The following is a 12,450-nucleotide window of genomic DNA, read 5'->3' on the forward strand; positions in this document are numbered from 1 at the left end:
AGTCGGCCGCGTAGCTTCGGACAGTCGTGCCGCTCGATGGGCCCCCGCCCGCGCCCCACCCCGCTGCGGGCAGTCGTGCCGCAGGGGCGGCACGGGTGGGCGATGGGGGTCCCCCGCGCATGGGGTCCCCCCGCGAGCGCAGCCGAGCGTGGGGGAGAAGCCGAGCGTGGGGGAGGAGCCCCGTTCGCGCCGGGTTGCGCAACTCCCCCCGCCCAGCCCCGACCCACCCGCACCATGGAACCCCCGCACCCCCAACTCCGTCTCGCCCCAGGAGACACCGGGAGGCGTTACATGGAACGGCGGACCTTCATCGCAGCCGGCACGGCAACCCTGCTGACCGCCTGCACGGGCAAGGGCAAGGGCAACGGCAGCACAAGCACAGCCAGCTCAACCGCCACCGCGCAGACGCCTACCCGAAACCAAACCCCCACCACCCCCAGAACCACCCCCCGCCCCGCCGACTGGACCGCCCTCGCCCGAGACCTCGACGGCCCCCTCATCCGCCCCGGCGACGCCACCTGGCCAACAGCCCACAGCCTCTACAACACCCGCTTCGACCCCCTCAAACCCTCCGCCGTCGCCTACGTCCACCACCCCGACGACATCCGCACCGCCCTCACCTTCGCCCGCCGCCACACCACCCCCCTCACCATCCGCAACGGCGGCCACTCCTACACCGGCGCCTCCTCCGCCGACAACGCCCTGATCATCGACGTCTCCGAACTCAGCACCATCCGCACCACCCCCACCACCGCCACCATCGGCGCCGGCGCCAAGCTGATCGACGTCTACCGCACCCTCGCCGCCAAGGGCACCACCATCCCCGCCGGCTCCTGCCCCACCGTCGGCATCTCCGGCCTCACCCTCGGCGGCGGCCACGGCGTGACCTCCCGCGCCTACGGCCTGACCTGCGACAACCTCACCGCCGCCACCCTCGTCACCGCCGACGGCAAGCAGCTCACCGCCACCCCCACCGACCACCAGGACCTCTTCTGGGCCCTCCGCGGCGCCGGCACCGGCACCTTCGGCGTCGTCACCGAGCTGCACTTCAAGACCCACCCGGCCCCCGAGAGCGTCACCGCCCACCTCACCTGGCCCTGGCAGCAGGCCCCCGCCGTCCTCGACGCCTGGCAGCACTGGGCCCCCGCCCAGCCCGACGAGATCTGGTCCTCGCTCCACCTCGGCGCCGCCCCCGGCCGCACCCCCACCCTCTCCCTCACGGCCTTCTCCCTCGGCAGCTACACCGACCTGCAGAACGCCGTGGACCGCCTCGCCGGCCGCATCGGCGCCCCCGCCACCACCGCTTCGCTGCGCCGCCGCCCCTACCTGGACGCCATGGAGCTGTACGCCGGCTGCTCCTCCCACTCCGAGGACGCCCAGTGCCACCTCCCCGGCACCACCGCCGGCCGCCACCCGAGGGGCGCGCTGCGCCGCGAGACCTACGCCGCCCGTTCCGACTTCTTCGACCGCGCACTCGGCCAGGACGCCATCCGCACCCTGCTCGCTCAGCTCCCCGCCGTCCGGGGCGGCTCCGCCGCGATCCAGCTCACCGCCCTCGGCGGCGCCGTCAACCGGGTCTCCCCCACGGCCACGGCGTTCGTGCACCGCCGCTCCCGCCTGCTGGCGCAGTACCTCGCCTCCTGGAGCGAGAACGCACCCGGCACCGCCGCCCAGTCATGGCTGGCCTCGGCCCACAAGGCGATGCGCCCCTACGCCTCCGGCGCCGCCTACCAGAACTACGCGGACGCATCCCTCACGAACTGGCGCCAGGCGTACTACGGCAGCGCCGTCCCCCGCCTGACACAAGTGAAGAGGCGGTACGACCCGCACCGCCTCTTCACTCACTCCCAGGCCCTGTAGATCCAGCCCTGTGGATCCAGGGCGCCGGGCTCACACAGCCGGGCTCACGCGGCCAGATCCCGCTCCCCGGCGGCCGCCGCCCCCGGCATCTCGCTCCGGGCCCCCGGCCCCGTACCGTCCCGCCGCGCGGACTCCCGCGCGTCCTTCGCCGCGATCAGCCACCCCAGCCGGGGCGACCGCTCGATCGCCCGCATGACCGGCGTCAGCAGCGCCATGGCCACGGGCGAGAGCAGCAGCGCCACGGCCGTGCCGAGCGCGAGCCCGCCCACCACGTCGGTCGGGTAGTGCACGCCCATGTAGACCCGGCAGAAGCCCTCGAGCAGCGCGATCCCGATGCCGACGATCCCGAACTTGCGGTTGGCGAGGAACAGCCCCACCGCCAGCGCCATGGTGATCGTCGCGTGGTCGCTGACGAACGAGTAGTCGGTCTTGCCGGTGACCAGGACCTCGAGCCCCTGGTGGTCGTTGAACGGCCGGGGCCGCTCGACGAACCCTCGTATGGGCACGTTCACGAGCACCGCGACCGCCGCGGCGAGCGGCGCCCAGACCAGCGCGGCCACCGACGGTGCCGCGTCCTCACCGCCCCGCCGACGCACGCCCCACCAGCACCACATCACCAGCAGCACCATGGCGAGGAGCAGCCCGTACTCCCCGACGTACTCCATGATCCGGTCGAACCACGGCGGCGCGTCCTTGGCGAGGCCGTTGATGTCGTAGAGCAGGTCGACGTCGGGGTTCGACCCGGATTCGGCGAGTCCAGCCATGGTGCTGCGGCCCCTTCGTCCTCTCTTCCGGCGCACCGTGCGTGCGCCGTCACTGCCACCCCGTGGTGTGTAGAACCTCGCGTCAGATCTCTCGTCTGCCCGGGCTACGCCAACAGGAACGCACGGCCCCTGCGGATACGTTCCACACTCCACTGAATGATCACGCAGACGTTATCGAAGAGAGACTCATCACCGCAGCTCAGGGGGCTGCCTCACGCTCCGCTCACACCGTCGTGGGGAGTGCTTTCGCGCCATCTTCGGTCACCCGGGTGGCGCCGAAGTAGTCGGGGGTGTCGATCGGATCGAACCGGATCACCGCCCCCGGACGCGGCGCGTCGATCATGTATCCGCCCCCGACATAGATGCCTACGTGCCGGATGGCCCGGGAGTCGGCTGGATCGTCCGAGAAGAACACCAGATCTCCCGGCAGCAGTTCGTCCCGCTTCGGGTGCGGCCCGGCGTTGTACTGGTCGTTGGCGACGCGCGGCAGCTTGATGCCCACGCTCTCGTAGGCGGCCTTGGTCAGCCCCGAGCAGTCGAAGCGTCCGCCCTGCTCAGGCGCGCCGTTGCCGCCCCAGAGGTAGGGCGTGCCCAGCTTCTTCTGCGCATACGCGATCGCCCCGGCCGCCTGCCGCGAGGGGTCGACCCGCCCCACCGGCGCCGCGAAGCTCTCCTCCAGCGCCCGGATCCGCTTCACATAGTTCTGCGTCTCCTTGTACGGCGGCACGCCCCCGTACTTGATCACCGCGTAGGCCCCCGCGTTGTAGGAGGCCAGCATGTTTTCGGTCAGATTTCCGGGCACGTCCTTCACATAGGACGCGAGGGTGCAGTCGTACTTGGCCGCCGAGGGAATCGCGTCCTTGGGGTCCCAGACGTCCCGGTCCCCGTCCCCGTCACCGTCGATCCCGTGCGTGGCCCACGTCCCCGGGATGAACTGCGCGATGCCCTGCGCCGCGGCCGGGCTCTGCGCCCGCGGATTGAACCCGCTCTCCTGATACAGCTGGGCGGCGAGCAGCGCGGGGTTGATGGCCGGACACAGCTTCCCCCACCGGTCCACCAGATCCCGGTAGGCCGCCGGCACAGCCCCCTTCGCCAACGCCTTGGCGGCCCCGCCCCCCACCCCGTTGACCAAATTCCCGGCGACCACATACACGCCGATGACCAGCAGCATCACAAAGGCCAGTCCGGAGCTGACAGCCAGGGACACCACGATCCAGGCCTTACGCACCGTCAACCACCCTTCACCCACCCGGGACCCGCCCGCGCCAGTCTAGGAGCTTCCCCCGCACACCCGACCGCAACCGGGGCACGCGATGACCCGCCGTCGACCGCACGGTCGGCTCACTGGAGCGGGTCGTGGCCGACGCCATGCGCCGGGGCGAGATCATCGAGGACGGCCCCGCCCGCCTCACCCTCGTCACGGGCGCCGGCCTGCACGGCCTCGCCTCCCTCGCCGCCGGCATGCTCGCCCCCGAGGAGGCCCTGGACAGCATCGGGGAACTGGTCCACCACATGCTGTACGGCATCAAGCCCCGTTGAGCAGCGTCACCCTGACGTCCGCTCAGGGCCGGGCACGAGGGATGCGGTTGGAGACGCAAGAGGGGTCAACGACAGAACCACGCGACAGGTTCCGCACCGGCCTCGTTGCCCGGTGTAACCTGCCGTGATACACAGAGTGACGATACGACTCCTTGCACACCGCCCGCGCTCCCCGAGAGGACCCCGCGCGGGACGGTGGCAAGCTATTCGTACGAAACCTGCCAACGGATGACGCCAAGTCGACATACGACAGCGGCAACGTCGGCGACAATGAGGCCTGACCTCTGCACGTCCGCAGAGGATGCGGAACTACCCAACAGGGGCGGTGACTTACATGCTCTTTGCGGCCGATAAGGGAGACATCGACACCATCATCGGCGGGATCGCTCCGGACTGGGGCCCCTTCGGCAGCCTGGGCAACGAGGCGCGGGTCATGATCGAGGTGGTGATGGCCGTCGCCATTCTGCTCTGCCTCGGCATCGCCGTCTGGGGCGCCGCCAAACAGCGCATCGGAGCGACCGCCCTGCGGGACACCTTCAGCGCCGAACAGGGCAAGGGCCTGATCATCGCCGGTCTGACGGGAGTCTTCATCATCGGCTCCCTCGGCACCCTGTTCACCATCGTCTACGGCATGGCCGTGTAGCCCCCGCAGCATCACTCCCGACCGGGCACGCCCGGCACTCCCCACACCCCACCCGCCCGTCGCGCCCACCGGCTGAGGTTGCGTTTCTCTGATGTCGAGTCACCACACCGCGCCCGCGCGGGAACCAGCACGGCTACCGTCGTACGAGGAGTACACGGAGCACGAGGTGTTTCCGCACGACGTCGAGGGGGCGTACGCGGCATGAGTCTCGGTGACGGCGAGTCGGGCCAGACGCGCACTCGCATGCCGGAAGGCGGTGACCTGTACGGGGGTGCGCGCAGAGGCGGGCGCCGGTCGTCCTCGCGCAGCCTCGTGACGGTGGTCGGCGTCGTCGTCCTCCTCATTGCCGCGATCGCCTTCGCGAACCGTGGAGGAGAGGATTCCGGTACGGGCGCGGAGAGCGCGGACTCCCCCAAGTCCGCGGCGACGGCGCCGACGGGCGAGAAGCCGGTGAGCACCAAGGCAGCGGGCATCCCCTCGGGCTTCGCCCACACCCGCCAAGGGGCGGAGAGTGCGGCGGCGAATTATGCGGTGGTGCTGGGCTCCGCCGAGATGTTCGACAAGGCGCGCCGCGACGCCATTCTGCGGGCGGTCATCGTCCCTGGCCGGGTCGCGGCCTTCGAGGCGCAGTTGGACAAGGCGTACTCGCCCAAGTTCAACAAGAGCCTGGGCCTGGACGAGAACGGAAGCGCTCCGAAGGGCTTCACGTTCGTCTCCCGCACGACACCTGTCGGCACCAAGGTCACCGCATGGACGGCCGACTCCGCGACGGTCGAGGTCTGGTGCAGCGGCCTCCTGGGCCTGGCGGGAGAGAAGTCCACCAATCCGGTCACCAGCAGCTGGTTCACCATCACGATGCAGCTTGAGTGGACGGACGGCGACTGGAAGATCGTGACCCATTCGCAGAAGGTCGGCCCCGCACCGATTCCCGGTGACGAGCGGGCCGCCGGCGCCGACGAGATGGCGAAGGCCGTCAAGGAGTACGGAGGGTTCACGTATGCCCGCTAGCCGCCGCCTGGTCAAACTGACAGGCCTCGTCGTGGCCGTGCAGACGGCAGCCGTCCTGTTCCCGGCCCGCGCCCTCGCTGCACCGACGCCTACGCCCACCCCCAGCGACGACCCGTGCGACCTGATCCATGGCCCCGCCAAGGACTACTGCGAGCAAGGCCAGTCCGGCGGCTCCGGCTCCCCCGGCCAAGGCGAAGGCGGGCTCAGTGACCCCAGCACCACCCTCGACCCCCTCGCCTCCCTCGCCAAGGGCTGCGCCGAAGCCGCCTCCTGGACCGTCAAGAAGCTCAGCGCGGCCGTCGAGGCGACCGCCGAGGTCGACTTCACCAACAGCACGTTCCTTCAGCAGTACGCCGTCGTCTTCGCCGCCTCCACCATCCTCACCCTGCTCCTCTGGCTGCTCGCCGTCGCCAAGAGGGCGGTCCGGGGCGTGCCCTTCACCACCGCCATCTCCGAGGCCATCGGCTTCCTCTGGCTCACGGTGCTGGCCTCCGCCTTCACCCCGCTGATCCTCTACACCGTCGTCTCCGCCACCGACTCCGTCACGGACGTCCTGGCCAAGGCGACGGGCGATCAGACCGACACGTTCTTCGGGACGTTCGCCGCCGCCCTGGAGAAGGGCGACGACATCGGAGGCGGACCGATCATGCTGATCGTCGTCTCCTTCGTGTCGATCATCGCCGCCGGCGTGCTCTGGCTGGAGCTGGTCATCCGCGCCGCCCTGCTCTACGTCGGCGCCCTCCTCGGCACCGTCGTCTACGCGGGCCTGGTCGACAAGAACCTGTGGGGCCACGTCCGCCGCTGGGCCGGCATCATGATCGCCGTCATCCTGGTCAAGCCGGTCATCGTGATCGTCCTCGGCCTGGCCGGCGCGCTCTCCGCGGACGACGGACCGGACGCCTTCTCCGCCGTGGTCTCCGGCCTGGCGATCATCCTGCTCGCCATCTTCGCCTCGGCGATGATCTACCGCTTCGTCCCCGGCTTCGGCGACGAGATCGCCGGCTCCCGCAGCAACCGCATCATGCAGGGCGCCGAGAGCAAGGCCGCGGCCGTCATCAGCTCCCCGGCGACCCTGGTCGCCCAGGGCATCAAGACCCACAGCTCCCGCGCCCACCACAGCGAGCCTCCCCGACCGTCCAACCCCGCCTCCGGCGGCGTGGCCGCGCACAGCTCGCGCACCTCCGACGGCGGCGGAACTGTCCCCTCCGCCGCACCCGCACCCCGCTCGAGCAGCCCGGTCAACACCCCGCACGCCAGCAACACCCGCACCAGCAGTACGAACCGCACGGGAGGTGAAGGGCGTTGACGACCGAGTCCCACCTGTCCCCTCCGGTCACGCCCCGCCGTACGTATCTGATCGGCCGTGCCCGGCCGAACGCGATCATCGGCCGCAACCGCGAGACCGGAGAGATCGCGCTCATCGTCGTCGGCGCGTTCCTCGGCATGATGTGCGGGCTCCTCGTGCCCATCCTGTCGCTGCGGATCGTGCTGCTCGCCGGCCTGCCCATGCTGGCGCTCGCCGCCGTGTACCTGCCGTACAAGCACCGCACGTTCTACAAGTGGTTCGAGATCAACCGCAGCTACAAGCGCACCCTGCGCAGGGGCGCTGTCTACCGCTCCGGCGTGATCGAGGCCGGCACCCGGCTCGACGGACGCGAGGTGGAGGTCGGACCCCCGCCCGGCATCGGGCGCATCACCTGGCTCTCCGCGCCGTTCGGCCCGGACGAGATCGCCGTGCTGCTGCACGCCGACCGCAAGACCGTCACCGCCGCCATCGAGATCGAGGGCCCCGGCGTCGGCCTGCGCGACTCCGAGGACCAGGAGACCCTCGTCGACCGCTTCGGCACCCTGCTCAAGCACGTGGCCAACGGCGACGGCTTCGTCACCCGCCTGCAGATGCTCGCCCGCACCCTGCCCGCCGACCCCGACGCCCACGCCAAGGACGTCGCCGTCCGGGGCGACGACCGGGCACCGGCCTGGCTGCAGGAGTCCTACGACCAGCTGCAGTCCATGGTCTCCACCAGCAGCGAGCAGCACCGCGCATACCTGGTCGCCTGCATGCACTACAACCGCGAACTGGCCGCCGAGGCCAACGCCGTCGCCCGCGCCATGCGCAGCCAGCACGGCCGGGTCGACCGGGACGCCGGGCTCGCCGTCGTCATGGCCCGCGAGCTGACCGACATCTGCTCCCGGCTGCAGGAGGCCGACATCCGGGTGCGGCAGCCGCTCGGCCAGAGCCGGCTGTCCTCGCTGATCCACTCCATGTACGACCCGGACCACCCCATCGACCACATCCAGGCGATGACCAAGCGCAACGCCTGGCCGGCCGAACTGGACGCCACCGAGCCGACCTACCTCCAGGCCAAGACCCGCGAGTCCGCCACCCGCGCCCCCTGGTGCCACGCCACCGCCTGGGTGAAGGAGTGGCCGATGACCCCGGTCGGCGTCAACTTCCTCGCCCCGCTGCTCGTCCACACCCCCGACGTCATCCGAACGGTCGCCGTGACGATGGATCTCGAGCCCACCGAGGTAGCCATCGAACGCATGCTGACCGAGAAGACCAACGACATGGCCGAGCAGTCCCGCGCCGCCAAGCTGAACCGCACGGTCGACCCGCGCGACGTCGCCGCCCACTCCCGCCTCGACCAGCGCGGCGAGGATCTGGCCAGCGGCGCCGCCGGCGTCAACCTCGTCGGCTACATCACCGTCTCCTCCCGCTCGCCCGAGGCCCTCGCCCGCGACAAGCGGACGATAAGAGCCTCGGCCGGAAAGTCGTACCTGAAGCTGGAGTGGTGCGACCGTGAGCACCACCGCGCCTTCGTGAACACACTCCCGTTCGCCACCGGCATTCGAAGGTAGGGGCTGATTCCAGATGCGGGATCCGCTGTCCGTCGTCACCGACGCCTTCACCTCCTTCCTGTTCGGGAAGGTGGAGACGACCAGGCTGCCGGTGCGCACCTCCACCGGCCAGGCACAGGCGGTCTATCTGCCGACCGCCGCCCCCGGCCTCGGCGACTCCGGCGTCATCATCGGCCGCGAGGTCTACTCCGGAAAGGGCTACATCTACGACCCCTTCCAGCTCTACGGCCAGCAACTGCCCGCCCCGCACTGGCTCGTCCTCGGCGAGTCCGGCAACGGCAAGTCGGCGCTGGAGAAGACGTACGTGCTGCGTCAGCTCCGCTTCCGCGACCGGCAGGTCGTCGTCCTGGACGCCCAGGGCGAGGACGGCGTCGGGGAGTGGAACCTCATCGCCCAGGAGCTGGGGATAACGCCCATCCGCCTGGACCCGATGGCCGCGCTCGACCACGGCATCCGGCTCAACCCCCTCGACCCCGCGATCACCACCACCGGACAGCTCGCGCTGCTCCGCACGATCATCGAGGTCGCGATGGGCCACGCCCTCGACGAGCGCTCCGGCTTCGCGCTCAAGGTCGCCCACTCCTACGTCAACGAGACCATCACCGACCGCCAGCCGGTCCTCTCCGACATCGTCGAGCAGCTCCGCCACCCCGAACCGGAGTCGGCCGAGTCGATGAATGTCGCCATAGACGACGTACGGGCCTGGGGCCTGGACGTCGCGCTGGTCCTGGACCGGCTCGTCGACGGTGACCTGCGCGGCATGTTCGACGGCCCGACCACGGTCGGCATCGACCTGGACGCGCCGCTCATCGTGTTCGACCTGTCCCACATCGACCGCAACTCCATCGCCATGCCTATCCTCATGGCGATCGTCGGCGTGTGGCTGGAGCACACCTGGATCCGCCCCGACCGCAAGAAGCGCATCTTCCTCGTCGAAGAGGCCTGGCACATCATCAACAGCCCGTTCGTGGCCCAGCTGTTCCAGCGCCTGCTGAAGTTCGGCCGCCGGCTCGGCCTGTCCTTCGTCGCCGTCGTCCACCACCTGTCCGACGTCGTGGACGGCGCGGCGGCCAAGGAGGCAGCGGCCATCCTGAAGATGGCGTCCACCCGGACCATCTACGCCCAGAAGGCGGACGAGGCGAGGGCCACCGGCCGGGTCCTTGGTTTGCCCAGGTGGGCGGTGGAAATCATCCCCACGCTGACACCGGGCATCGCGGTGTGGGACGTCAACGGCAACGTCCAGGTGGTCAAACACCTGGTCACCGAGACCGAACGGCCCCTGGTCTTCACCGACCGCGCCATGACCGAGTCCTCCACCGACCTGTCCGACGACGCCCTGCGCGCCGCCGAACGGGAGGCGGAGGAGCGCGCAGCGGCCTTCGTGGAACAGCACGTCGGCGACTCCGAATCGACGGTGGCGTAGGCACAAGGGGGAGGGCGGACACGTGAGACCCGAGGACCACCGCGGGCGCACCGGCCAGGGCGGCATCCCCGACGGACTGCTGGTCGGCGTCCTCGCCTTCCTCCTCGGCATGACCGTCCTGATCTGGACGGGCACGGGCCTGGCCGCCCTCTTCGCCCACGGCTCCTGGCCGTCCGGCGTCACCTTCTCCCGCACCCCGCACGCCATGCGCCGGCTCATCGCCGAACCCCACGAGATCCCCGGAGCCTGGCCGGACACCCCGTCCACCGACCTGCCGGGCTACGGCCTCTTCTGGGGCCTGTTCATCGGCCAGCTGATGGTCCTGTTCGTGCTCACGGTGTTCGTGATGGGCACGGTGGCCCGCTGGAGAGCCGGCCGGGCCCGCCGCCGAGCCGAGCGCGCCGCGGCGGCCAAGCGGCAACGCACGCAGCCGGAGACGGCGGCCGCCGCACCTCGAGCAACCCCGGTCCGCGAGGTCCCCACGCCCAGACCCGTACCGGAGCCGGAGCAGCAGACGGCACCGAAGGAGACAAAGGCGCAGGAGACAGCGCCACTGGGGACATCACAACAGGAGACGGTCCCCGCCCTCAACGGCGCCCCTTCACCGACCGGATGGGATCCCCACCGCGCCGAGGGCACCGTGCACTACGGCCCACCGGCCACCCGCCACTCCACCGCCACCCAGGCCGTGCAGGACGCCACCGGCCCCGTCCTGGTCGTCACCTCGAACCCGGCCCTCTGGGAGGCCACCAAGGACGCCCGCGCCAAGCTGGGCCCCACCCATCTCTACGACCCGACCCACCTCTGCGACACCCCGTCCCGCCTCCACTGGTCCCCGACGACCGGCTGCGAGGCCAAGGACACCGCCGTGGCGAGAGCGGCCGCCCTCCTCACCCCCGTACGCCCCACCTCCCGGCTGGACCAGGCGGTCAGCGACACCGCGGAGACCCTGCTGCGCAGCTATCTGCACGCGGCCGCCGTCGACGGCCGCACCATCCGCCATGTCCACCGCTGGTCCCAGGGCACCCAGCTCCAGGACGCCGTACGCATCCTCCGCACCAGCCCCAAGGCCGCCGCCGGTTCCGCGGGTGAACTCGAGGCGGCCCTGACCGCGCACCCCGAACGCCGGGACATGGCCCAGCAGCTGATCACCCGCGCCCTGTCCGCGCTCTCCACGGTCAACGTCCGCGAGGCCTGCACTCCCAACCGAAATGATGCCCTCGCCTTGGATTCCTTCATCCATGAAGGGGGCACGCTTTATGTGGTGGGGGAATCCATCGAGTCCCCCCGCACCACCCCGGGCGCTATGCCCCTGCTGACGGCTCTCGCCGCAAGCGTGGTCGAGCACGGCCGGCGCATGGCCGCACGGTCATCCTCCGGTCGGCTCGACCCACCACTCACCCTCGTCCTGGACGACGTGGCGGCCGTCGCACCGCTCCCCCAGCTCCCGGAGCTCCTCGCCCACGGCGCCGATCAGGGCATGCCCACTCTCGCCCTGCTCCGCTCCCGCGAACAGGGCCGCGCCCGCTGGCCGCACGACGAACTCCCGGTCTGAGCCCCCAGGGCCCCGCAGGGACGCCTCACCCGCGTTCCAGCACCAGCTCCAGCTCCCGCTTGTCCGACCCCTTCAGCGGCACGGTCAGCCCACTGGGCTCGAACCCGGCCCGGCGGTAGAAGCGGTACGCCCGCGCATTGTCCTCGTGCACGAACAGCCGCACCCGCTCCACCCCGTGCGCCCACGACCAGTCCAGCGCCGCGTCGAACAGCACCTCGGTCAGCCCGCTCCCGCGCTCCTCGGGCCGCACGTACACCCCCACCAGGTGGCCCTGCTTGTGCTGCACGACGGCCCCGGTCCAGTCCGTCGTGCCCGGCTCCTCCACCAGCACCGTCACCGACCCGACCCACTGCCCGTCCGACGCCTCGGCGATGAACTGCTGCGCCCCCTCCGAGCCCTCGGCGGTCCGGGCCGTCCGGTCCCGCCAGAAGTCGTCGGCCTGCGCGGCCGCATGCTCGTACGTCTCCAGATAGGCCAGGTGCGCCACCGGATCCCGCAAGGCCGTCAGCCGCAGCTCCTTGACCGCACGCCACTCCTCGGCACGCACGGCCCGGATCACACAGTCCCCGAGGGGCTCACCACTACCGGTCATGACCGCCACTGTAGTACCGGGGTACGGCGCCCTCCCACCGGATTACCTCCACGGGACCGAAAACGGGACCAGCAGGCCGGCCCTGAAATGCAGAAAACCCCGCACCAGAAGGTGCGGGGTTTCCCGGAAAAATCGTCCGGCGGCGTCCTACTCTCCCACAGGGTCCCCCCTGCAGTACCATCGGCGCTGTAAGGCTTAGCTTCCGGG

The 12,450-nt window shown here is 70.7% G+C and carries 11 protein-coding genes and 1 rRNA gene; 8 read left to right on the plus strand and 4 right to left on the minus strand.

The annotated features are described in order from the left end of the window. Positions 1 to 291 precede the first annotated feature (291 nt). The gene (locus ABD198_RS20555; protein WP_344003906.1) at positions 292 to 1,860 is read left to right on the plus strand and encodes an FAD-binding oxidoreductase; all 1,569 of its coding nucleotides are present in this window, start codon (positions 292 to 294) and stop codon (positions 1,858 to 1,860) included. Between the two features lie 44 nt (positions 1,861 to 1,904). On the opposite strand, the gene ABD198_RS20560 is transcribed toward ABD198_RS20555, so the two are convergent. Then, on the minus strand, positions 1,905 to 2,624 hold the full coding sequence (locus ABD198_RS20560; protein WP_344003909.1) for a phosphatase PAP2 family protein: 720 nt from the start codon (positions 2,622 to 2,624) through the stop codon (positions 1,905 to 1,907). A gap of 223 nt (positions 2,625 to 2,847) precedes the next feature. Then, complete coding sequence (locus tag ABD198_RS20565) at positions 2,848 to 3,858, minus strand: NlpC/P60 family protein (RefSeq protein ID WP_344003912.1); 1,011 nt, start codon at positions 3,856 to 3,858, stop codon at positions 2,848 to 2,850. Positions 3,859 to 3,980: 122 nt separating this feature from the next. Here ABD198_RS20565 and ABD198_RS20570 point away from each other — a divergent pair, with 122 nt between their 5' ends. The 7 genes from ABD198_RS20570 to ABD198_RS20600 all read left to right on the plus strand — a co-directional run bounded on the left by ABD198_RS20570 (position 3,981) and on the right by ABD198_RS20600 (position 11,651). After that, positions 3,981 to 4,163 carry a hypothetical protein gene (locus ABD198_RS20570; protein WP_344003915.1) on the plus strand — a complete coding sequence of 61 codons (183 nt, stop codon included), beginning with the start codon at positions 3,981 to 3,983 and terminating at the stop codon, positions 4,161 to 4,163. A gap of 334 nt (positions 4,164 to 4,497) precedes the next feature. Next, positions 4,498 to 4,806 carry a hypothetical protein gene (locus ABD198_RS20575; RefSeq protein WP_344003917.1) on the plus strand — a complete coding sequence of 103 codons (309 nt, stop codon included), beginning with the start codon at positions 4,498 to 4,500 and terminating at the stop codon, positions 4,804 to 4,806. Positions 4,807 to 5,007: 201 nt separating this feature from the next. Further along, the gene (locus ABD198_RS20580) at positions 5,008 to 5,814 is read left to right on the plus strand and encodes a DUF8175 domain-containg protein (RefSeq protein ID WP_344003920.1); all 807 of its coding nucleotides are present in this window, start codon (positions 5,008 to 5,010) and stop codon (positions 5,812 to 5,814) included. Next, positions 5,804 to 7,120, plus strand: a complete 1,317-nt coding sequence (locus ABD198_RS20585; protein ID WP_344003923.1) for a hypothetical protein — start codon at positions 5,804 to 5,806, stop codon at positions 7,118 to 7,120. Before ABD198_RS20580 ends, ABD198_RS20585 begins: the two co-directional genes overlap by 11 nt. Next, the gene (locus tag ABD198_RS20590; protein ID WP_344003926.1) at positions 7,117 to 8,673 is read left to right on the plus strand and encodes an SCO6880 family protein; all 1,557 of its coding nucleotides are present in this window, start codon (positions 7,117 to 7,119) and stop codon (positions 8,671 to 8,673) included. Before ABD198_RS20585 ends, ABD198_RS20590 begins: the two co-directional genes overlap by 4 nt. 13 nt (positions 8,674 to 8,686) lie before the next feature. Continuing rightward, positions 8,687 to 10,096, plus strand: a complete 1,410-nt coding sequence (locus ABD198_RS20595; RefSeq protein WP_167997515.1) for an ATP-binding protein — start codon at positions 8,687 to 8,689, stop codon at positions 10,094 to 10,096. A 22-nt stretch (positions 10,097 to 10,118) separates the two neighbouring features. After that, the gene (locus ABD198_RS20600; protein WP_344003931.1) at positions 10,119 to 11,651 is read left to right on the plus strand and encodes a TraM recognition domain-containing protein; all 1,533 of its coding nucleotides are present in this window, start codon (positions 10,119 to 10,121) and stop codon (positions 11,649 to 11,651) included. A gap of 25 nt (positions 11,652 to 11,676) precedes the next feature. On the opposite strand, the gene ABD198_RS20605 is transcribed toward ABD198_RS20600, so the two are convergent. Beyond that, on the minus strand, positions 11,677 to 12,243 hold the full coding sequence (locus ABD198_RS20605; protein WP_344003934.1) for a GNAT family N-acetyltransferase: 567 nt from the start codon (positions 12,241 to 12,243) through the stop codon (positions 11,677 to 11,679). A gap of 134 nt (positions 12,244 to 12,377) precedes the next feature. Next, positions 12,378 to 12,450, minus strand: a 5S ribosomal RNA gene (gene rrf / locus ABD198_RS30755); the annotation flags it as partial.

Origin of the sequence: Streptomyces thermocarboxydovorans (assembly GCF_039524635.1) — a bacterium.
GTDB classification, from domain to species: domain Bacteria; phylum Actinomycetota; class Actinomycetes; order Streptomycetales; family Streptomycetaceae; genus Streptomyces; species Streptomyces thermocarboxydovorans.